Raw genomic sequence first — 24,521 nt, 5'->3', positions numbered from 1 at the left:
CCCGTAAAGCCTACAAGGACACCATTTCGATAGATTTCGTAGCCTAGAAGATCCTTCTTAGAACGGTTATCTATACTGAAACTCAGCGTATTCGACTTCGCTGTCGCATTAGCTCACACTAACTTTTACCGGGGTATTCTTGTCCTCTATGCCGTTTCCTTTATAGTTAATAAGCGAGTTATTCAAGTACCATAACGGTTTGGACGCAGGATATTTGCTTACCTTCACTTTGGTTTCTGGATTCACGGTGAAACCATGTCTTGCGAAAAAGCTACTCAAGTCCATTCCCAGCACTTCCGAGGAGAAATCGATCAAGTATTGCTGCTTCGAGTTGTCACCATTCGCTAGAGAAACCTTCCGATCCCGATACAGCGTATTCAGCTCTGTCCAATATCCCGGGTGAGCTAGCTCTAGTTGCCAGAATGCTCCCAATCTCGCAAAAAGTCCCTGTTGATCCATCACGACTTTATTTTCTTCAATGACATACTTATAAATATCCGATTCATATGGAATGCGATCATCGATCGATTGAGAAGCGACAGACATCAGCATGGACACCATGTTGTTCGTCACTTCACCATATTCCCGTTCACCCACTGCCAATCGATGTCCAATCTCATGATTGAGTCCCCAGCCTGGATAAGCCTTGCTGAAATCATCAAACATCAAACCAACCGTTCCATCTTGTATCCCGGTATGATCACCCGCTGCATACATCGCACCAAACGGCTGCATCAGTCTTATATTCTCACGAATGAGCTTTGGATCATGCTTATGCTGTGTGCATCGAGACCATAAAGCTCAAATACTTTACTAATCCATACATCATAACCCGTTACGGTATCCATCGGATTGTTATCCTGCGTAATAAATCGATTGTAAGCTTCCGTAGCTGTCCCTGTGAAAATAATCCGGTCACTTGCGATTTCAGCGACATCAATCAGTTGTCGATCTACAACATTGGGATGATCCGCTTTGTCTTGATCTAGCTTTTGTTTGTACGCGATTAATGCAGCTTTGAATTTAGCTGGATCTGTATCCTTGGTCATAAGCGGCGTGTTTACTAGACCTTCAAAGCGGATTATTGGAGCCTTGCCTTGCTCTTCAGCCGTGTACGGATTAACAATATATACGGACCCACCTTTGGTTACATTATGGGCGTAGTTTCCGTCCTTAGGAATATCAGGCACAGTGATTGTGTTTTTCCCGGGACGTAATTGTACTCCTCTTGCCCAGCTGGACCAAGATCCCTCTTGCTGCGAGAAGATTAACGATGGTAGCTTATCATTCGAATCGACATCTACGTATACATTGATCTGTTGTCCTGGCATAGCCACGAGCCCTGTAGGCTGATTATTCGTACCGAAGCCGAATCGCAAATTTTGCTGCGCATGCTTCTTCATATCTCCGTGTTGCTCAGCCTCGATAATATTCCCTTCCATGTTCACTTCGCCATTCACAATTTTCTTTGCTAAGTCTAGCGAGTCTTTGAAAATCGGATATAACGGATGTGTCATCGCTTGTTTCTCTAGTTCATTAATTTTAGATATGCTATTATACGCCGGTACGACCGCACTCATCGTGCCATCTGTAAATAAGCCACTTACCGCTTCACTGACTTTATCTTCTTTATAAAATCTAAACTCTGCAGCAAAAGGTCGATCGATATTGGCCTTGGTGAATTTGAATTTTATTCTTTTAAACTTCGTTGGTTCAAATTTAAATTGCATGAAGTCATTCGTGCTGCTTGCGGTTCCGCTAGAAACAAGTTGGAACGTGTCTCCTTTACTCATTTCAGATGCGTAAATCTCAAATGACTCAGGAAAACCTTTTCGATTATCTCTAGCCAAAAAAGCCACTCGATCCAGCACTTCCGCTTGCTCTAATTCAAATACGACTTCATTCGTAAAGTTAGCATCATTGTTTCTATTCGTTTCCCAATGTGTATTAGGTAGATTATCTAGCATATATTCTGGCTTCGTACCCGAATAGCTTCCGCCGTTTGTTGTTACTTTGGATACATTCGAATTAGGCATCCGGTACGCTTCACCATAAGCGGCATCATAATCGGTACCATATCCTTTTAATGTAGAAACTTTCGCAGTAGATGAGGTTAATTGGTGATTCTCAATAAGTATTTTTGCATTCTCGATATCTGCTTTAAACTGAGCGTTCAGTGGGTGCGTCTTTACTTCATTTTCTAAAGCAGTTAGCTTGTCTAACGTATTATATTCTGTACTTACTTGACTCAAGGTAGCGTCTGTAAATAAATTCTTCATCTTATCGGATACAGCGTCTTCTTTATAAAAGGAAAATTCAGCTGCACTCGCCCAATCTTGATTCGCCTTTTTAAATACAAATTTAATTCTCTTAAATGTCGTTGGTGCAAACTGAATGGCAACTATACTACCTGTTGATCCTTTATATTCTCCAGATGAAACGAGCGCGAAGTTATCGCCATCATCTGTATCTGAGCCATAAATATCGAACTCTTGCGCAAATCCCTTACCCGTAACACTGGATTGTCTAGCTGCATACACAATTCTATTTAAAGTAGTGGCTTGGTCTAATTTAAAAATAACTTCATTTGTAAATGTTGCCGTATTCGGTTTGCCTGTTTCCCAGTGCGTGTTCATATCACCATCGATGGCCTTATCAATTGAAGAACTCGAATAGTTCCCGCCATTATTCGTAATCGATTTAATATGTACGCGATTCATTTTAAAGACATCGTTATACGCATTCAAAATGTCCTTCCCGTATAACTCAAACGGAGCAACAGACGCCGTACTTGTTGTCACCGCTCGACTTGCCAAGACATTCTTTGCTACATTTGTATTCTGAATATCACTTGCAAATACAGAACCTACCTCACTTGAAAAGCTGACAAGCATGGCTGCGGATGTTGCAATGGCAATCATTTTCTTCATCATTTTTCCCCCAGATCAATTATTTTTTATGACCGATACCCCAAAAAAAGGCGTAAAAAAAACTACCCAAAAGAGTAGCTTCGTTGTGTATAAAGTTCGCATAAAAATTAAGATTTCATTTTTACTAAACCTTAAATAACAAAAAGCGATATACACTCTCTGGCAGCTGGCTGACATCGTCATTTAAGACATTAGTCCCTTTAGCTTTGCGTCCCTACATTTCTATAGGTTTGCCTATAAAGTTTCAAATTACATTCAAACAGTAACATAATTATACATATTTCGACATGAATAAATGGTTGGATATATGCATGGGTAATTAAGATTATCTTTTTACATATAACTAGGTTACTTATTGTTACTTTAGACTTATTTATACATTAAAGAACACTCAGAAATCCCTGCTCGCAACCACTTGAATTAAGTTGCCAATAATTGGTACAAAACCATTTTGTCTCCTCTTCGTCCAACTATTATAGGGTGAACTAGTTCTATCTATTGATATGAACAAATCTAACAACAAGGTGATGAACATAACGTATGACAAAAAGTAAAAGTGCACTTCTTTTTCTACTAGGTACGTCCTTATTATTCTCGGCTTCTGCTCATGCTGAAACGACACCACAAAAACAGATGTCCTCTAATCCGATAACCATCTATTTAGACGGACGCCAGCTTCAACCTGAAGCAAATCCACTCAACGTAAAGGGTACCGTACTCGTTCCTATGCGTGGTTTGTTTGAAGCTCAGGGAGCTAAGCTGACTTGGAATAACACGAATAAAACTGTTACAGCGACTAAGGATCGAACCACGCTAACCTATCGCCTTGGGGATCATACAGCTAATCTAAATGGACAAACCATCAATTTATCGGTTCCAGGTCAAATTTCGAATGGCTATTCCTTAATTCCACTTCGTTTTGTCAGTGAAGCACTCGGAAGCACCGTTACATGGGATGCCAGCAATCATTCGGTCCAAATTTCATCATCCATTAACTATGAAACGTCTATTCTTTGGGGTGTTAATCTACGGAGCTCACCCGACTCCACAAGTGTCTCTACAAACATAGAGATGCTATCTGCGGGCGCAAAAGTTCATGTCATCCGTGAGGTCGACGCTTTATGGTTAGAAGTGCGTACAGAAGACCATCAAACCGGCTACATATCGGCGAAACCGAAATATACCGATTACTCGAGCCCTGCCCTTATTGAACAGCAAGGAGATGCGTTACTCGCTTATGGAAAAAAGTATTTAGGAACTCCATACGTATTCGGTGCATCACCTGATCAGACAGCTACCTTTGATTGCTCTTCTTTTGTGAAGCGCGTATTCCAAGATACGTTATCCATCGATCTTCCACGTGTATCCTATGATCAAGCCAAAGTAGGCAAGGAAGTAGGAATTGGCGAACTGCGTAAAGGTGATCTATTGTTCTTCAGTGCACGTAAACTGGACATAGGACATGTTGCCATCTATGCTGGTAACAATCAGATTTTGCACACCTATTCCAAAGAACTTGGTGTGCATGTGGAAACCTTCGACAGCCAGTGGAAGAAACGGTTCGTTACTGCTCGGAGAGTATTTTAGAATTGTTTCATCCTATCTATGCAACACAAAAACAGCCTCTTCATCCGAATCTTCGGAAGTAGCGGCTGTTTTTATGGTCATTCTATTAAAATGCAGAAGTCCAACCAGCATCGGCAGTGATCACGGTTCCGTTTACAAAACTAGAATCTTCGGAAGCTAAGAATAAAGCAACCTTAGCAATTTCTTCGGATGAACCCACACCTTTTTCCAGAAAGATCGGTAGTGCTTTACGAATAGAACGCATGACACTCTTGGTGTTTATATCGAATACTAGATCCCATCTCTCATCATTAACCTCACCAACCGCTTCAAATCCATACATAATACCAGCATTATTCACTAATACATCAAGGGTTCCGTATTCACTTACTGCTGTATCAATCATGTTCTCGATGTCTTCTAGTTTGGCCACATTTACTTGCAATGCTTTGGCTACTCCACCGTTATTTATAATTCCTTGGGCAACTTCTTCTGCACCTTCTATATTAAGATCGGCTACAATGACTTTGGCTCCTTCTTTAGCATACAATTCAGCAATCGCCTTTCCCATGCCTGATGCTGCTCCTGTTACAACTGCCACTTTTTCTTGATTTTGTTGATTAAACATAATCGAAGAACGAGCAAATCACGGAAAGAATTAAAACATGCTTTGATTTTGCTTATGGGCAAAAAAGATTTCAAAAAAATAACGATAACAGAAATTGTTACGATTGCCGATTTGTATCGGGGAAAACAATAAAAAAACTCGCCCGATGCTGTGAATGCATGGAAGCGAGTTTTGTCTTTATTCATTCATATCGATACAGTGTATTACGCGATTCCTGCCATGTTCTTTGGCAAAGTAAAGCGCCTCATCAGCCTTCTTTAATAAGGTTACATCAGAATCGTTTGAGTCCATTGTAGCTATGCCTATACTTACCGTTAAATTCCCTGTTTTCCAAGACGCATGGGCTACCGCATGTCTTAACCTCTCCGCTATAATCTTCGAATCAGTCACACCCACATGAGGCAAAATGAGCACAAATTCCTCCCCGCCATACCTTGCCACAATATCATCTGCACGAGAATGTAACTGTAAGATACTCGCAAGATTTTCTAATACATCATCACCCGTTTGATGTCCCCAAGTATCATTCACTTGTTTAAAATGATCGATATCAATGATGAGTAATGAAAAAGGCTCTGATGTCGTGCTAAATTGTATAATATGCTCTTCTAACTTCTCTTGAAAAAATCTTCGATTCCTTAGACCTGTAAGCTTATCTGTCGTAGACAGTTCTACAAGAATGGAATTCATATTCATTAGTTCCTTTTGCTTATGTTCAATTTCCTTATGAATTTGTTTCAGCTTCGCATGGGCCTGATCCTTCTCCCAGTAAGCTTCCTCTATCTGTTTCTTAGCCGTGCGCAGCTCTAGCTCATAATCAATACGTTTACCCATCTGTACAAGCACACAATCAATAACCTCTTCGCCTTCATGCACAAAACGTCTTCCATTTAATATATGAGGAATCGACTGTCCTGTATTATCTTTTAAATTGATGAACAACTCTTCCACATGTCCATTCAAATTAATAAAAGGGTAAAAATATGAATGAAATATGAGTTTGTTGGCCGTAGACATGATCGATTCAAAATGCTTTTCTACCAGATCTTCGTGCTTATACCCCATCTTATCCAGGAATGTTTGATTCACATCCCTAACGATTCCTTCATGTGTAATGGAAATATAACCGCATGGCGCATGATTCAGTCTCTCATCCATTTTCTTATATCCTCTCAGGTGCAGCAGTATCTCGTCCGTTTTATTGAAGATACTCATGAATTAAACGAACCGTTTCTTCTGGATGGCTAATATGAGGGTAATGACCCTTTGCTCCATTAATCGTAACGTACTATTCTTTAGGTGGGTATGTAGATAATCTCCTACTTCTATTGGAACGATACTATCATCCGAGCACTGCATAATGAGTGTAGGAATGGTAGCTTTTGATAAAAACGACCGATGATCTGATAAAAAAGTAACTTCGGCAAACTCTCTAGCAATCACTGGATCTGCCGAAATAAAGCTTCGTTCCAGCTCCTTCGATAGCATAGGAAGCTCTGGATTATTCATAGCAAGCGGCGCCAGAAAGCTAGCCCATCCTGCAAAATTCATCTCCATCATATCCAGTAGTTCTGTAATATCACTTTTCTCAAAACCCCCGACGTAATCCTTACCCTCATTTAAATAGCGCGGGGAAGGTCCGATCATAATCAATCGATCAAAATAGTCAGGCCGCTCGATAGATGCAAGCATCCCAATCATCGAACTAACCGAATGCCCTATAAAAATAACATTGGTGAGCTCTAGCGACTCAATGATATCCAGAACATCCTGTACATAGCCACCAAATGTACTATATTTCTCTGTCGTATATGCTGATAAGTCTGACTTTCCAGAGCCTACATAATCAAAAAGAACGATACGATACTTATTCACAAATGAAGGCGTAATATATTGCCACATGCTTTGGTCACATCCAAATCCATGCGCTAACATAATGATACGATCACCTTCTCCTATTACGTTTACGTTATTACGAGCAATGATATCAATCATTCCATATAACTCCCTCTATTAAAAAGCTTTCTCTTCATTCTGAATGTACGCCATATAAATATCAAGGTTAATTCTATTCATTTTATGAAGAAAATTAAACTAAATTTGAATGAAATATGGCTAAGTTCAATCAAACTCAGTATTGTAAATTTTTGTATTGTATATATATTCATATTTTAATATGATAATATTGTCGGTTTTTTTCATATCCTGTCAGAAACTGCTTTAGAGAGTACAATAATACATAGATTAACAGGACGGTGTGTAATGAATAGTCAGAGAAGTGTTGCATTAGCCATAGTTTTAACCATCGTAACATGTGGATTTTATGGGATCTATTGGTTTATTGTGTTAACCAATGAGGTCGGCCAAGCAAGTGGGGATTATTCATTTACAGGAGGTAAGCATTTCCTCTTAACCTTGGTCACATGTGGCATATGGAGCTACATCTGGTCCTATCAAGTAGGTAAGCAAGTTGCTGAGGCGCAAAGGCAACGTGGCCATATCGTATCGGATAATTCAATTCTTTACCTTGTAATTAATTTCTTTGGTCTGAGTATTGTCACGTATGCTTTAGTTCAATCGGATGTTAATCGACTTGCTAAATATTAAGAGGAATTCAAAGAGCCACCCCAAACTATTTTGGGGTGGCTCGCTTGGCGTTGGGGCATTATTGTATCTCAAAGTATGGCTACCCGTGACAAACATCGGTATTCCGTGTGTTTTCCATGAGTTAACAGGGCTCTATTGCCCTGGATGTGGAATGACGAGAGTCATTCTTTCGCTATTGAGACTCGATGGGGTTCAGGCATTTAGATATAATCCCTTGGTGTTTATCTTACTTCCTTTGTATGTGATGTACTTTATTACACAGAAGAAGCAAATGAATCGTACGAGCAATGGAATTATGGCTGTAATGTTGATCGTAACCCTTGCATTTGGGCTGCTGCGGAATATTCCTATCTTTGATTTCTTAGCACCAACGGAGATTCCGTAGTCTTGGTCGCCCGCCAAATGATGATTCCTTTACTTCCACCAAATCGATGATGGATATTCATTCGATCCGATCAACACGGTTTCTCCGATTTTTGGCGTTGAGATGTGAACATCCCGCTTCTTAGCCGCAAGGGTCACGCGCTCGATCGGATCGGTCCAATCATGAAGCGCCAAGGTAAACGCAGACCAATGGATAGGAATCATCACTTGTCCCTTGACGTCCATATGAGCCTGTACCGATTCTTCTGGCATCATATGAATATTAGACCATCTTGCGTCATATTGACCGCATTCCATTAACGTTAGATCAAACGGACCATACTTATCTCCAATTTGCTCAAAGTGAGGGCCGTATCCACTATCTCCGCTAAAAAACACTTTTGTCTCTTTAGCTTCAATGACCCATGAGCACCATAGCGTTGAGCCGCCATTAAACAAGCTTCTTCCCGAAAAATGCCTTGATGGCGTACAAGCAAATTTTAGCCCCTGAAACTCATATTCATCCCACCAGTCATGCTCGCTAATCCTCTTGGGATCGATACCCCAGCGTTCCAGATGAATCCCAACACCTAAAGGTACGATGAACTGTGTCACCTTATCCTTCAGCTTCATAATGGTTCCGTAGTCCAAATGATCATAATGATCATGTGACAAAACAACCGCATCAATAGTCGACAACTGTTCAAGTTCGAACGGCAATTCTTTGCTATATCTTTTACTGCCAAACTTCTGAACGGGCGAAGCGTAATGCCCAAGCATGGGGTCTAGCAGTATTTTTGTGCCTTCGATTTGGAGTAACAAAGCCGAATGACCAAACCAAGTGATGGTGGGCCGTGTTTGCCCATCTAAATCATGTAGATCCAAATAATCCATTGGAATGCTCTTGTCAGGCTTTACCTTTGGATTCCCTTTCATATAATCTCGCAGTAACGATGTAACGTTCTTCAGCCGAGGCTCAAATGACTTCGTAGGCTCTGGATACAAGAACGTATTCTTTCTGAAGTTTGGAGAATTACGATATTGACGAAGCTTCTCCTTGGATGGATTGCCACCAAATGGTGGATAAAAATTCAGAAATAGAAGTGTTACGACTATGAATACCAGAATAATACAGATGAAAACAATCATCGTGGACATCTCTCATTCATCCCATCCTAATTATTTATTTCCTCACATCCTTATTTCAAAATAAAGCTACCTGTGACAGGGTTATGATCACTGTTCTTGAAGCTCAGATCATGCCCTTGTACACTGACAATCTCGATATTTGGAGATATAAGAAAACCATCGATAACAGCGCGAAAATTAACGCCTGCCTGATAAGATACATCTAATGTCCGCACGCTAGGCGTAGACGGATCATTGGCCCATTGGAACCCTTTAGGTGTGAAGGTTTCAGGAAAAGCCTGCAGCCATTCTGGCCAGCCCTGCGTCGTCTTGAATTGGCTAGAATCGGTTCCCGGAAGAGAATGATTCCAGTCCCCACCCATAATCAGATAGCTCCCTTTTTCCATCTCCTGCTTAATGAAACTCGCTAGAAAATCAAGCTGCTGCTTGCGAATGTTACCTCCCTTATCAAACGCTGACAAATGTAAATTAATCAGTACCAGTTCCTTGCCATTGTTTACGGGAAATCTGCTGGCAATAAATGCACGATCAAGCTCATTCTGCTGTACAGGCCACTTTTCCTTACCTGGCAGATCAAATCGAGTACTTGATGCACTATGTAGCGTAGATAAGGTCAGTAATCCGCTATGTACCGAGCCCATCGGATGCAGCACAGGGATAGGTACCCAAGGCACCTTATAGTTAATGGCAAATGTGCTGCTGTATGTTGGGAATCGATTCGTTAGTTCTTCGACTTCGTTAATATGATTGCTACGCGAGGAATTCACATCAACTTCCTGTAGTAAATATAGATTTGAGCCCGTATCCTCTAATATATCTCCAATAGAAGATAGATTCGCTTCCGTTTGCTTCTTGCTACTCGACCGAGACATGGTTCCACCATCCATGAAGAAATCCTGACCCTGATCTAGCCCAGCATAACCAATATTGAAGGTAGTAACCGTGAAGGGCTCCCCCTGCTTAAGGTTTTCACCTTTATTATTACTGGTTTGTAGCTCTACTTGTGCGGCGGGCTTATAATCATCTACTGTAATATAGATCAGAAATAGGGCAATAATAAGCACGGGAATGAGCACAATCCAGCCTAACCACTTTAAAGTCTTCTTTATCATGAAACTTACCCAGCCTCCTTCGTTTGTAACTCTTCCGTATAATAGCATAACTATAAGTTTGACTTACAGTTCATGCTGCAATTTGGTGATGAAGCTGTGCTCGGATTGCTGAAACCGTAAGCAAATACGGCAAACTCAATATTTTATTCGCAAATGCTGGTATTGCAAAAGATGCTCCCGCCCATTTACTAAGTGTGGATGCTTAGCAGCAAACCATCGACATTCATAGGCGTTACTGTCTATGCAGCGGTCAAAGGCGGTTTCAAATTACTTACGCTTTTTTAATAAAATCAAGAGCCTGTACCTTGGAATACGGTACAGGCTCTCTTTTATTATACATATTAATATTCTTATTCTTATATCGAAGCAGACGGTGTTTGAACTGCCGATTGGTTTTTCTTATTGCTAAATAAGATAATCGCCATGGCCACAATAACGAAGGCAACGATGTAGCCGATTAATGCACCCGTACTATGCCAATATTGACTCCAATCATTTGTAGAAATAACGCTGCGGAATCCGTCTACCGCATAGGTCATGGGTAAGATTTTACTAATAAATTGAATGAATGGTGATGACATTTGCAAGGGGAACGTCCCCCCAGAGGATGCCAGCTGCATAACAAGTAAGAATATGGCGGCTAGACGACCTAGAGATCCAAACACCGCGATAAGCATAAAGATACAAGTTGAATAGGTAAATGCTGCGATTAGACTAAGGAAAATGAACTTCGGAATACTAAAGACGTGGATATCGAATCCATACAGAATCACAGCATCCACGATAAGAGCTTGTAATACGGAAATCGATAAAATCAGCATTAATTTATTTACAAAATGATTCCAACCGGATACTCCCTCTTTTGCTGTTCTACTATAGTGAATAATATTCGCCGCAATAAGTCCTCCCACGAACAATCCTAAGGTTAGAAAATAAGGAGTCATGGCCGTACCATAATTAGATACGGGGTTAATCTGTTTCTCCACTACTTGTACCGGGCGTGAGAACATATCTAGCGTGGCGTCTGTGCTATGAACGCCTGCAGTCTCTTTGGCAGCCCCGCTCAGACTATTCGATAACTTCTCACTGCCATCCACTAGCTTAAGCATACCCCCAGCTAAGGATTGTGATCCTGTTCGTAGTTGTCCACTACCCTCAGCAAGTCCATCAATCCCTACCCGAATTTGATTAAACCCTTTCTTCCAGGTATCCATACCCGTTGTCATTTGTGAGGCACCTGTCTTAAGCTGACTGGCTCCTACACCTGCTTGAGCGAGCTTGGTACCAAACTGATTCAAACCATTAGATACCTGATTGGATGCTGACTGCAATGTATTCATGCCCTTGATTTGCTGGGTTTGACCATTATGAATTGCATTTAATTGACTGGTCAATGCTTCAGCTTTGTCTAGTATGGCCTTTAGCTCCTGATCCTGCTTGGGTTGCTGCTGTGGCTGCTTTTCTTGTTGTTCATCTTGCTGTGGGTCCTGCTTTGGTTCTTGCTGCTGTACTCCTGAATGGTTCTGCAAATACGTTCTCAGTTGCTTGGTCAGACTCTTCGCATCGGTTTGAGCCTGAGATGTAATACCAGCCATCTTGTCTAATCCTGCATCCAACGAACCGAGGCCTTTGTCTACAGCCTTATCCCCTTGCTCCAGTTGTCGATGTGCCGCACTTAGCTGATCTATTCCTGTTGATAAAGCTGCGGCTCCACCTTTCAAGCGGTTCATACTTTGATCAAGCTGCTCTGCACCATGAGCCAGAGGCGCTGCCCCTTTGGACAACTTCGTTGCTCCATCCGCAAGCGTATCAATTCCATCCTGCACCGAATGTAGACCCGCATTTGCCTTTTTAGTTCCATCACTTAACTCCGTTGCACCATTACCTGCCTTAGCGAATCCGTCCGACATGCTTCCAATGTTATCGAATACCGCTTGTGTGTATGACTTGGTAATTTCATTACTGATCTCATCCTTCAGCTTAGTAATTGCAGTTGCTCCGACTTGGCCTGCAATAAAATTGTTTCCCGGATTTGTCTTGTAAATGAGATCAGCCGGCTTCGGACTTTCATCCATTAGCGTAGTTACTTTCTGAGAGAAATCGTCAGGGATGCGTACAAGCATCGCGTACTGCCCGTTCGCTAAGCCTTTCTCCGCATTGTCTGATGATACAAAATGAAAATCCAGCGTTTTATTTGTACTTAAATTGTCTACTAGATCCTCCCCGACATGAATAGGCTTCCCATTCATCTGCGCACCTTTGTCCGAATTTACAACCGCTACAGATAACTTATCTAGATTTCCATAGGGATCCCAATAACCCATTAGAAACATTCCCGCATACAAAAGCGGAATCACTAACAGAATAATGACGGCAATTCTGGCTTGCTTATGTTTAATAATATGAAGCCAGTCCTTTAAAAATAAATGTAATCCTTTCACGAGCTCGCTCCATTCTGTCCACAATATAATAAAGTCACTGAATGATTATAATGAGCGAGACTTATAATGTATAATACATAATAATCTATAAATATATAGACTCTGGTCTATATAAAAAAATTCAAGGGGGTAACACTCGCGTGGAACTTCTTCAACTGCGCTATTTTCAAACTGTAGCAAGAACAGAGCATGTGACCAAAGCCTCTGAGGAATTACATATTTCCCAGCCCTCACTTAGTAAAACGATTAGCCGTCTGGAGGCAGATCTAGGTGTACCCTTGTTCGACCGCCATGGTCGGCAATTGCAACTAAATAGCTATGGGAAGGCCTTTCTTGAGCGTGTAGACCATATATTCATGGAACTTCAGGAGGGAAGACGTGAACTTCAGGATCTCGCTAGCCTCGATAGAGGAAGTATCTCCTTAGCCGTATCTATTCCTAAATTACTCCCTGACTTGCTCGGATCATTTCTAAGAGAATTCCCAAATGTCAGTTTTCATCAGCGTATCGAATCTACATCATCCATGAAACGTTTACTCGAGAACGGCGAGGTCGATTTCTGCATCACCTCTCTCCCTATTGAAGGGAATGAACTCGAATGGCAGTCACTCATGACAGAAGAGATATACCTCCTTACTCCCCCCGAACATTCCTTGGCGAAACGAGAAGCGATCCGTTTAATTGAAGCGAAGGATGAAGCGTTTATTGGTATGAACGCAGGTTATGGCTTCAGAGACCTAACGGACGAATTTTGTAAGGAGGCAGGCTTCACACCGAATATCGCTTTTGAGGGAGATGACCCAGAAACCATTGGAGGACTGGTGAAACAAGGGCTCGGCATTGCTTTTATCCCCGCTCTCTCCATACAACAGAGTACTAGGCCGACGTTAGCCCGTCTGAAAATTACTGAGCCTAATTGCCAAAGAACCATTGGGTTAAGCTGGTCAAATCGACACTATTTATCTTTGGCTGCTCAAAGCTTCCAAAAACATGTTATACAATACTTTGCTAAACTAGCTCTTTAAAGGATTCCGCGACTCTTATGAATGGGATCGCCCAGACCACGCTAAGGGTAAAATAAAAAGGCGCCTGATTCAGGCGCCTTCATTTATTTCTTACTTCTGTCCTCCGGTCTCTGCTTCCCACTTGGCAATTTCCTCACGAACTCTAGGAGCTACCTCGGTTCCTAGCAATTCAACGGCTCTCATGACATCAGCATGCGGCATCGTACCCACCGGTACATGCAGCATAAAGCGTGTAACACCCACATTTTTACGAAGATGAATGATTTTCTTCGCAACGGTCTCCGGATCGCCAACGTACAGCGCCCCTTCAAAGCTGCGTGCAGCATCAAAGGTAGAACGGGTATAAGGTCCCCATCCCCGCTCCTTACCAAGCTTACTCATGCTTGCTTGAGTAGAAGGGAAGAATTTATTAGCTGCAAGCTCTGTTTCCTCCGCAATAAAGCCATGCGAATGTGAACCAACCGCAAGCTTTGATACATCATGACCCGCGTGTGCTGCCGCTTTCTTATACAGCTCTACAAGCGGAGCAAACTGGGTCGGTTTTCCACCAATAATCGCAAGCACCAGCGGCAGTCCAAGCAAGCCTGCACGGATCACCGACTCCTGATTGCCGCCGCTACCAATCCATACCGGTAAAGGATCTTGAACGGGACGTGGATACACGCCCAAATGGTGAATCGCTGGGCGGTGCTTACCTTCCCAAGTTACTTTTTCAGACTCCCGTATCTTAAGGAGCAATTCCAACTTCTCATCAAACAGTTCATCATAATCATTGAGGTCATAACCAAACAACGGAAACGATTCGATAAAGGAACCTCTACCCGCCATAATCTCCGCACGTCCGTTTGAAATACCATCCAGCGTAGCGAAATCCTGAAATACCCGCACTGGATCAGCAGACGAGAGCACCGTCACCGCACTGGTCAACCGAATCCGTTTTGTCTGTGATGCGGCTGCAGCCAGCACAAGTGCTGGAGAAGATGCCGCATAATCTTCTCGGTGATGCTCACCTACACCAAACACATCAAGTCCCACCTGATCGGCAAGAACAATTTCCTCGACCACTTCGCGCAAACGCTGTGCGTGACTCATCACTTCACCTGTTTGAACATCCGGCGTTGTTTCTACAAACGTACTAATACCAATTTCCACGGGTAGTCCCTCCTATTTAGACGCTTCCTCCATCAACCTCTAGAAAGCCAAAAAACTTTAATACCATATATCTTTATATTGAACTATTATTCTGCTATTTTCAAGTAAACATGCTATAGCTACATCTTAATATTTGATATATAGGGAAAACAAACGAACACCATGAATTTATTAAATATTCAAATTTTTTAAACAGCACTATGAAGAATAGCTCGACTCCATTCATGGATTACATGGCATAATAAAAAGGTGCTGATAGACTCAGCACCTTAAACTCCAATTTATTTGATTTGACCTAGGATTCAATCCTTTAAATATTGTTTATTTTCTATTGAATCTAAAATACGGATGATTGCTCAACTAAAATTTCACGTTAGGCCGCTTGTCCTTATGAAGAGCTTTCTCTATAAATAAATCGTCTAGATGTAAATGCTCCTTCAACAGATGAGGCGGAGTTTGAGACATCCACTGATTGAGAGACACGTCAGCAAAATGGTCGCTTCTGAACATTTCAAGAAATCTAAGCGGTTTGTCACCTGTATTCTGAACGTAATGTCCCATAGCAAAAGGTACATAGCCTACATCCCCTGCTTGGTAATCATAAGTACGGGCCTTTCCACCAGAAGCAAATACGGTCATTCTTCCCTGACCTTCTAAATAGTATTGCCACTCATCTTGGTTAGGATGCCAATGCAGCTCGCGGATCCCACCAGGTTCAACTTCAACTAGAGCGGCAGCAATAGTTCTAGAAATTTTAAAGCTATTGGAGTCTACGATACGCACTTTTCCGCCGCTTGTTACAATCGGCTCTTGATCCATTAGCTTGAAACTGAAAGGAATATTTACAGATTTATTCGGATGGGTCGCCATTTCCTGAACAATTGGACCAGGAACCTCTCCTTGATACATGTATACTTCATGCTTAGGTATTAAATCAAAACTCTCTTCGGGTACACCAAAGTTCGCTGACAAAACGTCTTTCGGGGTATGAGCAAACCAATCTGTGATGGAGAATGTACTATTTTCCGAGAAGGCTCCATCATCAAATACCAATATAAATTCACAGCCCTCACTGAGGCCTTTGATGGAGTGAGGAATACCCGATGGGAAATACCATAGATCACCAGCTTCCACATCGTCAATAAACTCTCTTCCATCCGGATTAATGGCCGTAATTCTTGCCTTACCTTTAATCATAAAGGACCATTCAGCTTCCTTATGCCAATGAAGTTCACGTACACCACCAGGTTCTAAGTGCATGTTCACACCAGCAATGGTCTTTGAAGCCGGTAGTTCTCTAATGGTAACTTCGCGAGACCAACCGCCGTGCTCGACACGCATATGAGAATCAGCGAAGGCATACTTCAGGTTAGGCATGGTTCCATGATCCGTATCTGGCGGGACAAGAATATCAGGACTTTGGAGGTCTCTAGGTACATTGCGAGCTCCCCAAATTTCGCCTCCTTTATCCCATTTTATTGGTTGTGGATTAGTTTTTTGGTTAGTATTATTCATAATCTTAGATCTCCTTTCTTATTCGTAGATCATATATTTATTACATAGGTTCAGTTACCGATAGCTAGCCCATCTGCACGCGGATCAGCACCCGCTTCGAGACGATCTGGCCAAATTCGAATGGCTTGAGCGTGCCCCATAAGATCACTAAAGTTCTCAATAATTTCAACATTCTCATGACCGAGTTCTTGTAACCTTTTAGCTATGGATTCATCATATCTTCCTTCGAGTCTCAGACCTCTAATTTGATCACCCCAAGTTCTCCCTAAAAGCCATCTAGGTGCGTCGATTGCTTCCTGAACGGAATATCCTTGGTCAAGCACTCGCATAATAATTATGGCCTGAGTCTGCGGTTCCCCGTCGCCGCCCATCGCGCCAACAACCATCTCTGGCTTGTCGTCTTTCATAACCATCGAACAGGTTAGAGTATGAGCAGGACGCTTATTGGGTTCAAGCCTATCCCGCGATGTTGGATCTAGAGAAAAATGAGTCCCCCTGTTCTGCAGAAGCATCCCTGTACCTCCAGCTACTAATCCGGAACCCCATTCCCAGTAAAGACTCTGGATTACGCCAACTGAGTTTCCCTCAGCATCGACTGCACAACTGAAGGTGGTATCTCCTTTTTTGGCAAATCCCTTCTCAGGTGGGCCCAAAGTGGAATCATGCAATTTTTTTACGCGATCATGGAGATAATCCTTGCTTAACAACGTATCCATAGGGATCTCATTAAAAGCTGGATCATCTAAGTAGTTGTCACGGTCGATAAAGGAGAATTCTGTAGCACGTGTGAACGCATCAATGAGATCACTATCGTCCCCAGCCATGTTCTTAATGTCCATATGTTCCATCATGCCAAGAATTTGTAAAGTGACAAAGCCCGCAGAGTTTGGAGGTGGGGCAATGACTTTCCATTCACGATAATCAATCTCCAAAGGACTTCCCCAGTCGGCTTGATGATTGGCGAAATCTTCAGTTGTTAGAAACCCTCCCTGATCCTGAAGAAAGCTACAAATCTCGGAGGCAATTTCACCTTTATAAAAGGCATCAGATCCACCTTGTGCGATGCTTTCCAGCGTATTAGCGAATTTTGGATTTCTCATGATATCGCCCGTCATATAAGGAGCGACGCCATTCTTGAGGAAAGTCTCAGCAGTTGTTGGATAAGTTCTCAGTAGGTCTATCGCAATTTCAGAGAATTTTGCTAAGGAATCGCCAACCGGAAATCCATTTCTAGCATAATCTATGGCAGGCTGGAGACATTCAGAAAGAGGAAGCTTGCCGAGCTTTCGGTGTGCTTCCGTCCAACCACTCACCGCACCGGGTACGGTATTAGCTGATTTGGGTCCTCGAACATCAATCCCATGTTCCTTGGAGTAACAATCCTTTGATACCTTTGAGCCTGACCTTCCCGAAGCATTCAAAGAATGTCGCTTTCCTGTTTTGGCATCATAGATGAGCCAGAATGCATCTCCACCCGCACCTGTCATGTGGGGAAAAACAACACTTAATACGGAGTTTGCTGCTACCATTGCATCCACTGCGCTGCCACCTTTATTTAATATTTGGTTGGCAGCTATAGTAGCTAAGTTACTTGGTGTAGCCACTGCTGAATTTCTCGCAATATAGGATCTTCCGTACCGAGGATCCGTGTCTCTTCCTATCTTGTCTGAACTATAGTTCATTCGCTCACCCTCCTAAATAAATAGAGTGCTTCCACAGTGGTGTGGAGGCCTAATTACCTAATTACCCAATTTAATGGTAATAAAACTCCATAATTAGGAAATTAGATTCCAACTATGATTCTTCAGAAAATCTTGCTGCTCTCAATCGTATCGTACTCATCGCAAAATAAAACCAATTGAATTAAGGTTTTACACACGCCAAATTTTTAAGTAATACAAGCAGATTCCCTATAAACTAATGATCAAAAGAATAACTTAAACGTTAAAAAGCCAGCCCCTTATTTAAGGAGCTGGCTTTTAACACTTATGAATTGTTCCATTATGTGCCCTATTTCAAATCCACGGTTTCGTTCAAATCTATATCGTCAGATCCTTTACCTGTCATTTTCTTAAACAGACTCTTGACCATCTTCGTTTTATTACCCGTTTCCCAATACTCAGCGGTCTCGGCCTTGATTTTGATCAAGACTAGACTCGGATCGTCGTACGATCCGCCAAAGAATTTGGCATATGAATCGTTCCAAAACTCTTTTAATTTCGCTTGATCCTCCACAATTTCAGCTTCGCCGCGAATCGACACATAGGATTTATGTACATATGCTACATTCACGTTCGATTGTTGTAGAATTTCTTGATATACACTTGTTTCTTTCTTAGTCATAAACCACAGATCTCCGTCGAATTCCACTTCCTGAGTACTCATGGGACGGGATACTAACCCCTCACTGCTCATGGTTGTGAGCATGGCAACATCAATACCTTTGATAATATCTCTGACCGTTTCAATAGCCTCTTGGTTTGCTTCATGTGTATTTAACATGTCATCACCTCATTGGTTTATTGTTGATCCATATCCTGCACAAAAGTGTACTATGCCTCAGCATCAAGTAGTCTTCACTCTAGTATTAAACAGAATTCCAATTAGACAAACCCGGGTGATTCAATCCATTTGTTCAATTGTTACTTCCTTATATTAAACCTCGCCCCAATATACTTCGGTCTCATACTCAAAAAACACCTTATCATCCTCTTTATTCCGTTCAAATAGATTTCGTAGTTCATTCATCATCGTTTCGTAACGAGGGTCTCCAGATACGGGACTGTATGATGAAGACTGCAAGCGACCACTCAATCCTTCAAAATCAAATACTTGTTGGTTCATGAACCGCGCTTCTTGCATGTTCCCACCTTTGAAAAAAGAATCCAATATGTCATCTGAAATGTTTTTATGATTAACCTGTTGGTAGTCGGTGCCGAATGTCTGAAGTAGTTGCTCATACTCTTCCCGAAATGGTGTTCCTTTAGTGAGACGGGAGTTCCATAACAAAACAACCTTCCCGCCTGGTTTCAGAATTCGTTTAAACTCAGCTTGCGCGGCACTACGATTAAACCAGTGAAACGCTTGAGCACAAACGATAAAATCAATGGATTGATCGGGCAATCCCGTCACCTCAGCAGACCCAGAAACCGCACGAAACCCCGTTTTACCTTCAAGCTTTTTCTCCGCAGCTTCCCGCATTTCTTGATTCGGTTCAACAGCCGTAACAAGGCTTCCTCGTTCCAGTAGTAATTCCGAAAAAATACCTGTGCCTGCACCGATATCGGCTACCAAACCATTTGAATGCAATCCAATAATGTCGTATAAATAATCAATAGCTTCTTCAGGATAACTCGGGCGATACTTTACATACGATTCCACTCGATCAGTAAAACGTTCTTTGTTATTCATAAATAACCACGCTCCCTATCAAATAATAAATGTAAAGACTGAGTCATTCTACAAACGTTAGTTTCACTAAGTGAAACTGGGTTTTAATAATTATATTTTAGAGTACATCTTAAAAAATAGCTAGCACATATTCAAGGGCAATGTCTTGATAACAACAACTTTAGATATCGAATGAACGGCATATGCAAAGAAGCGAAAACGATTGAATGAGTTAGGTTCCTCGTTCTATCGCTTTCGCTTGCTAATGGATAAGAATTTAATGTTCGTAATACTTCTTTTCTCTAGTGAAAAAGGACCTTCTGACGCAAAGTGTATAAACTAAAACGATGACTGACCATATAAGATTGCCTATAAACGGTTGTTTATCGTGTGAGAATAACAGACCATAACTTATGACGCCAAATCCTAATGAGTATACAATCATCAACCAAAATCCCCATCTTTTTAAACGCATATAACCATATATGATAAGAAGGGAGCCCATAGCCACGATCATCCTAAATATTCGTTCTGGAACGTTCGGTATACCAAACCGCTCTGCGATGCCAAATTCATCTGCATTTGCATTAAAGAATATTGCAGTGAGAATCATTACGCCGGCACCAAACATATAAAAGTAACTAATTAAGGATACTCCAAGAGGTCTCTTCATTTCCACCCACCTTAAATGGATTTCTTTCGTTTCGATCCTCATTGTACCATATATTGTTATATATAACTTATTATTACTCGTTTGGGGTGTAAAATTCATCGCTTTCTTAACGAATACCTTATGAGGCACCATCGATGCTAGCCCAACCTTCTCACCTTCAGTTAGACGTATCCTTTTCTGTATTTTTCGCGTTCGCGTTACCTACTCCTGCATTTTGTCCATCTTGATTTGTAGTACCGCTTTGGCTACCAGAACCTCCATTTCCTGTTGGTCCTCCCTTGCCTCTACCTTCACCTGGACCTCCTGGTCCTCGGCCGCCGCCAAAGCCGCCACCACCGGTTGTTACGCCCGACTCATTTACATAAGTGACGGTATCACCAAGCTTAAAGCTGACGATTTTTGTGCCGCCCTCCAGCTTGCCGCTTTCATAGAGGCCATCCTTCGGCGTACCTGCAGAAGTTCCTCCTGTGTAAATGGTATACGTTTCACCCGCCTTAAGCTCCGGCGTTGAAACCACAATACTCTGAATAGATTTCGCAGGAGTGAAATTTACGATCGATTTGCCTGCGCTGTCCACCAGCGAAACTAGGGTTCCTGCCTCTAGCTTGCTCGGAAACTTCATTAGTACAGCGCGTTGTGCGGAGGTTTCGGATGGAGCCTGCGCCATGCCTGAGCTTCCGGCTGCTACAAGTAACCCGCCAGATTGTTCGAACGTTCCATCATAATCGAGGCTTCCGTTACCGTCCATCGTAGGTCCATTCACTAGCACGGTGCCGCCTGACATGGCGATCGAACCATTAGAGTCGAGTCCGTCACCTGCAGCATCAACCGTAATATATCCTCCGCTAATCGCCAGCTTCGCATTGCTGGAACTACCTTGTCCTCCTGACATTCCTGGCCCTCCGGTTGGTGCCTGGCCATCGCCTTGAGGTTGGGCCTGATTAGTTGCTTGTGATTTATCTCCTTCTGATTGGGTTTTACTGTCTCCAGTTTGTGTTTGATCACTAGTCTTCACTTGATCACCGGTCTTGATTTGATTACCTGTTTGCGTTTGATCACCTGTTTTCCCCTGAGATCCAGGCTGTCCTTGCCCTCCAAACTGTCCCGGACCTCCAGCACCAGGCGTATTACTTGTTCCATCGGAGGCATTAAGGCCATCATCGCTGGAAACGACATGAATTTCGCCGCCAGAGATGGCGATATCTGCGCTCTCAATACCTTCATAGCTTTTAGTAATATTGATGATACCATTTGAAATCGCAATGGATGTATCGGCATGGATGCCATCATCGCCCGTGGCCAATCTAAACTGTCCGCCCGTAATACTTATACTGCCGTTACTGTGTACCGTATCATGGCCGAATCAATATTAAATATACCGTTTGTTATAGAAATCCCAGATGCCGCTTTAAGTCCCTTCGTGCTTGGCGTTTCACTATCCTCAGAGTCGGCTTGCGCGGAGTCTGTAGATTTTGAAGTGTTTGCTGTCGAAGGCGTGGCCTGCTCATTCTCCTTGGATTTTGTTTGCCCTTGGGCATCAGGACGTTGCGGCGGCTGTTCCTCTTTATGAGGCTCCGCCTTAGCATTCCCTCCGCCTGTCCGCAAGTTGTAAGAGCCGCCGTTAATTAGCATAGAGGTAGCCGCTTGTAATCCGTCGCTACCTGCATCTATGACAAACGCTCCTGCCCCAATAACAAGATACCCCTTGTCTGTCCCACTATCGTTTGTCGACTTGATGCCGTCACCACCGGCTTGAATCGTAATATTGCCTTCTTTAACCGCAGTCAAATCACGTCCGACGATGCCGTCGTCGGCTGCCGTTATATTCAGCGTGCCGCTTACAATTTTCAAATCGTCTTTACTGGTGATTCCATCCTTGAAGTTCCCTTGAACGCTCAGCTTACCCGTACCATTTATCGTCAAATCATCTTTGCTATAAATGGCTGCGGTCGGTCCATCCTTGGCGGATTCTTGCCCAGTATACGTTTTACCATCAGATATAACATTTTCAGTACCTTCAGATAAAGTAAGTACGGTTTTACCCGCTCCCTTAACATGAATCGCAGAGCTCGTGGAACTTTGAATCTGCGCACCATTTAACACCAAGTGCACGATATCATCGTCACCCGCATCAATCACAATACTGCCGTCGCTGAGTTTGCCGCTCAGCACGTAGGTGCCGGCCGATGAGATCGTTATGACACTACCATCCACCTTAGCTCCTGAACCTTTCACAACATTAGCTCCCGCACCGCTCAGCGTAATGGAAGTCGATTTTTCCGCATCCCAATTCACCTTCGTATCATCAGCATCGTACTTCACCAGATCATCCAGTTTGAGACCAGCTAACTGCGCATTTGCCTTATTGGCGTCGGTTGAGGACGTATTTGTAGTAGCCGTAGATGAACTGCTTGTATCCTTTACAGAGCCTGAAGTACTGGTGCTACATCCCGCTGCCAACATCGCAGATACGGTCAGAAGCGCGGCTACTTTTGTTTTATATACATTCTTCATCATGCTAACCTCTTTTCTTAATATTCCTGCAACGCAGGATTCATTGTGAGTGTAATATCCAGATTTCCGTTACGCGTCCGAATGGCATCTAAAAATTCCTTCTGATTAGTATTTGGACTCATACTGACCGAATAAACCACTTCATAAAGGCTGCCTAGTTCGGCTGTCTTAACCTTTCTCAGCTCATAATCAACGTTATGCTTGTTGAATACCTCTTCGAATGCTTCTTCATACCCTAAATTTTCTGGGATGGTTATCTTCAATGTTTTCATGGCATCTTTTTTCACGCCAAAATTTATTAGCTTGAGTACATACATCATCAAACAAAGGATAATCGTAAACAGAATCGCATACCCGAAAGCACCAACACCAGCGGACAGTCCGGCTGCCATGGAGAACAAGACGTAGGAAATGTCCTTAGAATCGCCCGGCGCGCTCCGGAAACGGATAATGGAGAATGCCCCCGCCAAACTAAATGCTCTAGCAATATTGCTACCAATCAGCATGATAATGATCGCCACAATCGCAGGAAGCACGATCATAGTCAGTGTGAAGCTTTGAGAATAAGCTGGCTGTGTCTTCATATACGTAAAACTAATGATAGCTCCTAGTATAATGGCGGTCGCCAAAGTCAAAAGCGCGTGTGATAAGGATAGGGTGCTATCCACAGCAGATGTATTAAAAATAGTTTCGATCATAGAACAATTCTCTCCCTTTCAATGACAGATGCATTTCGAATCGATTTTTTATATTCATTACCATACTTAGAGAAGCTTGTGCGATACATTTGATGCTCAGACAGCATCTTGGATAGCCAGACCGGAATGGTCTTCTCGGCTTTCACTTCCATCAGCCATTGCCCACGCTCCATTAATTGTTCGCCGTAGGTTCCGGCTTCCAATGTAAGATCATGACGTCGAGATCGGATGTTTGTGTCAAACGTAATTCGTAGATCTCGGTTCCCCTTACAGAACAAAGCGATCCGGTCATATGTTAGATAAACCATCGGCTGCAGCTCATACCGACTCAGAAAATACTCGATTTCATCGATGACCTGTTTGTTCATTCCGTTTCTGTAAGTAGGGGCGTGACCTGTCTGGACAAAATCGTAGGCTTCACTCAATCTCAGCGGAGTTCTCCTTTTGTTGACTAGTCCAAATACCTTTTTCTTTAGCTCCAGATATACCTTGTCTTCACTGCTCGGCACACCATATGAACGGATTCTTAGCTTTTCCCTATATTTAGGCTTAGCCAAACTGGTGCGGATAAGCGAATGATGCTCTGTGTCGTAATAAAGGTTACTAATGGTATAGAACTTGTCATCCTTGTTGTGCTCATCCGGTTCCATATATTTCATCAGATCGTTGTAAATATTGTAGAATGCCTTCGAGTCCATGAGATACTTGTTCTCATAACGGTTAAATACTTCAATGGCCATAAATAAGCTCGCTCCTTT

General features: G+C 42.5%; 21 protein-coding genes, 2 pseudogenes and 1 riboswitch. Of the genes and pseudogenes, 5 read left to right on the top strand and 18 right to left on the bottom strand.

What is annotated here, in order from left to right:
- Positions 1-108 precede the first annotated feature (108 nt).
- Positions 109-735 (bottom strand): M60 family metallopeptidase, encoded by a 627-nt coding sequence (locus tag JCM16418_RS10995; protein WP_036648693.1) that lies wholly within the window; start codon positions 733-735, stop codon positions 109-111.
- A gap of 5 nt (positions 736-740) precedes the next feature.
- Complete coding sequence (locus JCM16418_RS10990; RefSeq protein ID WP_081765404.1) at positions 741-2,933, bottom strand: discoidin domain-containing protein; 2,193 nt, start codon at positions 2,931-2,933, stop codon at positions 741-743.
- 155 nt (positions 2,934-3,088) lie between these two features.
- Positions 3,089-3,175: riboswitch (cyclic di-GMP riboswitch) on the bottom strand.
- Between the two features lie 295 nt (positions 3,176-3,470).
- Here JCM16418_RS10990 and JCM16418_RS10985 point away from each other — a divergent pair.
- Positions 3,471-4,517 carry a stalk domain-containing protein gene (locus JCM16418_RS10985; protein WP_036648691.1) on the top strand — a complete coding sequence of 349 codons (1,047 nt, stop codon included), beginning with the start codon at positions 3,471-3,473 and terminating at the stop codon, positions 4,515-4,517.
- An 85-nt stretch (positions 4,518-4,602) separates the two neighbouring features.
- On the opposite strand, the gene JCM16418_RS10980 is transcribed toward JCM16418_RS10985, so the two are convergent.
- From JCM16418_RS10980 to JCM16418_RS10970, 3 genes and pseudogenes are all read right to left on the bottom strand, one after another.
- On the bottom strand, positions 4,603-5,124 hold the full coding sequence (locus JCM16418_RS10980; RefSeq protein WP_036648689.1) for an SDR family oxidoreductase: 522 nt from the start codon (positions 5,122-5,124) through the stop codon (positions 4,603-4,605).
- Positions 5,125-5,301: 177 nt separating this feature from the next.
- Positions 5,302-6,339, bottom strand: coding sequence for a sensor domain-containing diguanylate cyclase (locus JCM16418_RS10975; RefSeq protein WP_306304770.1), 1,038 nt, complete (start codon positions 6,337-6,339; stop codon positions 5,302-5,304).
- Positions 6,323-7,119 (bottom strand): annotated as a pseudogene (locus JCM16418_RS10970) (alpha/beta fold hydrolase). Before JCM16418_RS10970 ends, JCM16418_RS10975 begins: the two are co-directional and overlap by 17 nt.
- A gap of 267 nt (positions 7,120-7,386) precedes the next feature.
- Here JCM16418_RS10970 and JCM16418_RS10965 point away from each other — a divergent pair.
- A complete protein-coding gene (locus JCM16418_RS10965; RefSeq protein ID WP_036648685.1) occupies positions 7,387-7,731 on the top strand; it encodes a DUF4234 domain-containing protein in 345 nt (114 codons plus the stop codon).
- On the top strand, positions 7,718-8,116 hold the full coding sequence (locus JCM16418_RS10960; RefSeq protein ID WP_242403791.1) for a DUF2752 domain-containing protein: 399 nt from the start codon (positions 7,718-7,720) through the stop codon (positions 8,114-8,116). The genes JCM16418_RS10965 and JCM16418_RS10960 overlap by 14 nt, the downstream gene beginning before the upstream one ends.
- Positions 8,117-8,145: 29 nt before the next feature.
- Here the strand turns inward: JCM16418_RS10960 and JCM16418_RS10955 are convergent, their stop codons facing one another.
- A complete protein-coding gene (locus JCM16418_RS10955; RefSeq protein WP_306304769.1) occupies positions 8,146-9,252 on the bottom strand; it encodes an MBL fold metallo-hydrolase in 1,107 nt (368 codons plus the stop codon).
- Positions 9,253-9,293: 41 nt separating this feature from the next.
- Complete coding sequence (locus JCM16418_RS10950) at positions 9,294-10,355, bottom strand: endonuclease/exonuclease/phosphatase family protein (RefSeq protein ID WP_036648682.1); 1,062 nt, start codon at positions 10,353-10,355, stop codon at positions 9,294-9,296.
- Positions 10,356-10,459: 104 nt separating this feature from the next.
- Between JCM16418_RS10950 and JCM16418_RS25835 the strand changes: the two are divergent.
- A pseudogene (locus JCM16418_RS25835) lies at positions 10,460-10,555 on the top strand (SDR family NAD(P)-dependent oxidoreductase); the annotation flags it as partial.
- A gap of 156 nt (positions 10,556-10,711) precedes the next feature.
- Here the strand turns inward: JCM16418_RS25835 and JCM16418_RS10945 are convergent.
- Positions 10,712-12,796, bottom strand: a complete 2,085-nt coding sequence (locus JCM16418_RS10945; protein ID WP_036648680.1) for a YhgE/Pip domain-containing protein — start codon at positions 12,794-12,796, stop codon at positions 10,712-10,714.
- 140 nt (positions 12,797-12,936) lie between these two features.
- Here JCM16418_RS10945 and JCM16418_RS10940 point away from each other — a divergent pair, with 140 nt between their 5' ends.
- Entirely contained in the window at positions 12,937-13,821 is an 885-nt protein-coding gene (locus tag JCM16418_RS10940; protein ID WP_036648678.1) for a LysR family transcriptional regulator, read from the top strand.
- A gap of 90 nt (positions 13,822-13,911) precedes the next feature.
- Here JCM16418_RS10940 and JCM16418_RS10935 read toward each other — a convergent pair whose 3' ends face one another.
- The 10 genes from JCM16418_RS10935 to JCM16418_RS10895 form a co-directional block, all read right to left on the bottom strand.
- Complete coding sequence (locus tag JCM16418_RS10935) at positions 13,912-14,973, bottom strand: LLM class flavin-dependent oxidoreductase (protein WP_036648675.1); 1,062 nt, start codon at positions 14,971-14,973, stop codon at positions 13,912-13,914.
- 360 nt (positions 14,974-15,333) lie between these two features.
- A complete protein-coding gene (locus tag JCM16418_RS10930; protein WP_036648673.1) occupies positions 15,334-16,488 on the bottom strand; it encodes an oxalate decarboxylase family bicupin in 1,155 nt (384 codons plus the stop codon).
- 50 nt (positions 16,489-16,538) lie between these two features.
- Positions 16,539-18,170 (bottom strand): gamma-glutamyltransferase, encoded by a 1,632-nt coding sequence (gene ggt, locus JCM16418_RS10925; RefSeq protein ID WP_052020205.1) that lies wholly within the window; start codon positions 18,168-18,170, stop codon positions 16,539-16,541.
- A 328-nt stretch (positions 18,171-18,498) separates the two neighbouring features.
- Positions 18,499-18,990 (bottom strand): pyridoxamine 5'-phosphate oxidase family protein, encoded by a 492-nt coding sequence (locus tag JCM16418_RS10920; RefSeq protein ID WP_036648671.1) that lies wholly within the window; start codon positions 18,988-18,990, stop codon positions 18,499-18,501.
- A gap of 153 nt (positions 18,991-19,143) precedes the next feature.
- Positions 19,144-19,899 carry a class I SAM-dependent methyltransferase gene (locus tag JCM16418_RS10915; protein WP_036648668.1) on the bottom strand — a complete coding sequence of 252 codons (756 nt, stop codon included), beginning with the start codon at positions 19,897-19,899 and terminating at the stop codon, positions 19,144-19,146.
- A gap of 256 nt (positions 19,900-20,155) precedes the next feature.
- On the bottom strand, positions 20,156-20,551 hold the full coding sequence (locus JCM16418_RS10910; RefSeq protein ID WP_036648901.1) for a hypothetical protein: 396 nt from the start codon (positions 20,549-20,551) through the stop codon (positions 20,156-20,158).
- 157 nt (positions 20,552-20,708) lie between these two features.
- Positions 20,709-21,854: a carbohydrate-binding domain-containing protein gene (locus JCM16418_RS23715; RefSeq protein WP_052020204.1), complete on the bottom strand. Its 1,146-nt coding sequence runs from the start codon at positions 21,852-21,854 to the stop codon at positions 20,709-20,711.
- Positions 21,855-21,877: 23 nt separating this feature from the next.
- The gene (locus JCM16418_RS23710; RefSeq protein ID WP_081765401.1) at positions 21,878-23,068 is read right to left on the bottom strand and encodes a carbohydrate-binding domain-containing protein; all 1,191 of its coding nucleotides are present in this window, start codon (positions 23,066-23,068) and stop codon (positions 21,878-21,880) included.
- A gap of 14 nt (positions 23,069-23,082) precedes the next feature.
- Positions 23,083-23,763 (bottom strand): DUF4956 domain-containing protein, encoded by a 681-nt coding sequence (locus JCM16418_RS10900; protein ID WP_036648665.1) that lies wholly within the window; start codon positions 23,761-23,763, stop codon positions 23,083-23,085.
- A complete protein-coding gene (locus JCM16418_RS10895; RefSeq protein WP_036648662.1) occupies positions 23,760-24,503 on the bottom strand; it encodes a polyphosphate polymerase domain-containing protein in 744 nt (247 codons plus the stop codon). The genes JCM16418_RS10900 and JCM16418_RS10895 overlap by 4 nt, the downstream gene beginning before the upstream one ends.
- Positions 24,504-24,521: the final 18 nt, after the last annotated feature.

It is taken from the genome of Paenibacillus pini JCM 16418 (assembly GCF_000576305.1).
In the GTDB taxonomy this organism is placed as follows: Bacteria; Bacillota; Bacilli; order Paenibacillales; family Paenibacillaceae; genus Paenibacillus_AQ; species Paenibacillus_AQ pini.
This window is presented reverse-complemented; position numbering and strand designations above follow the sequence as displayed.

Coding starts and splice junctions, on each gene's coding strand:
- JCM16418_RS10995 (WP_036648693.1), bottom strand. CDS start 735: ATGCAGCCGTTTGGTGCGATGTATGCAGCGGGTGATCATACCGGGATA.
- JCM16418_RS10990 (WP_081765404.1), bottom strand. CDS start 2,933: ATGATGAAGAAAATGATTGCCATTGCAACATCCGCAGCCATGCTTGTC.
- JCM16418_RS10985 (WP_036648691.1), top strand. CDS start 3,471: ATGACAAAAAGTAAAAGTGCACTTCTTTTTCTACTAGGTACGTCCTTA.
- JCM16418_RS10980 (WP_036648689.1), bottom strand. CDS start 5,124: ATGTTTAATCAACAAAATCAAGAAAAAGTGGCAGTTGTAACAGGAGCA.
- JCM16418_RS10975 (WP_306304770.1), bottom strand. CDS start 6,339: ATGAGTATCTTCAATAAAACGGACGAGATACTGCTGCACCTGAGAGGA.
- JCM16418_RS10965 (WP_036648685.1), top strand. CDS start 7,387: ATGAATAGTCAGAGAAGTGTTGCATTAGCCATAGTTTTAACCATCGTA.
- JCM16418_RS10955 (WP_306304769.1), bottom strand. CDS start 9,252: ATGTCCACGATGATTGTTTTCATCTGTATTATTCTGGTATTCATAGTC.
- JCM16418_RS10950 (WP_036648682.1), bottom strand. CDS start 10,355: ATGATAAAGAAGACTTTAAAGTGGTTAGGCTGGATTGTGCTCATTCCC.
- JCM16418_RS10930 (WP_036648673.1), bottom strand. CDS start 16,488: ATGAATAATACTAACCAAAAAACTAATCCACAACCAATAAAATGGGAT.
- ggt (WP_052020205.1), bottom strand. CDS start 18,170: ATGAACTATAGTTCAGACAAGATAGGAAGAGACACGGATCCTCGGTAC.
- JCM16418_RS10920 (WP_036648671.1), bottom strand. CDS start 18,990: ATGTTAAATACACATGAAGCAAACCAAGAGGCTATTGAAACGGTCAGA.
- JCM16418_RS10915 (WP_036648668.1), bottom strand. CDS start 19,899: ATGAATAACAAAGAACGTTTTACTGATCGAGTGGAATCGTATGTAAAG.
- JCM16418_RS10910 (WP_036648901.1), bottom strand. CDS start 20,551: ATGAAGAGACCTCTTGGAGTATCCTTAATTAGTTACTTTTATATGTTT.
- JCM16418_RS23710 (WP_081765401.1), bottom strand. CDS start 23,068: ATGATGAAGAATGTATATAAAACAAAAGTAGCCGCGCTTCTGACCGTA.
- JCM16418_RS10900 (WP_036648665.1), bottom strand. CDS start 23,763: ATGATCGAAACTATTTTTAATACATCTGCTGTGGATAGCACCCTATCC.
- JCM16418_RS10895 (WP_036648662.1), bottom strand. CDS start 24,503: ATGGCCATTGAAGTATTTAACCGTTATGAGAACAAGTATCTCATGGAC.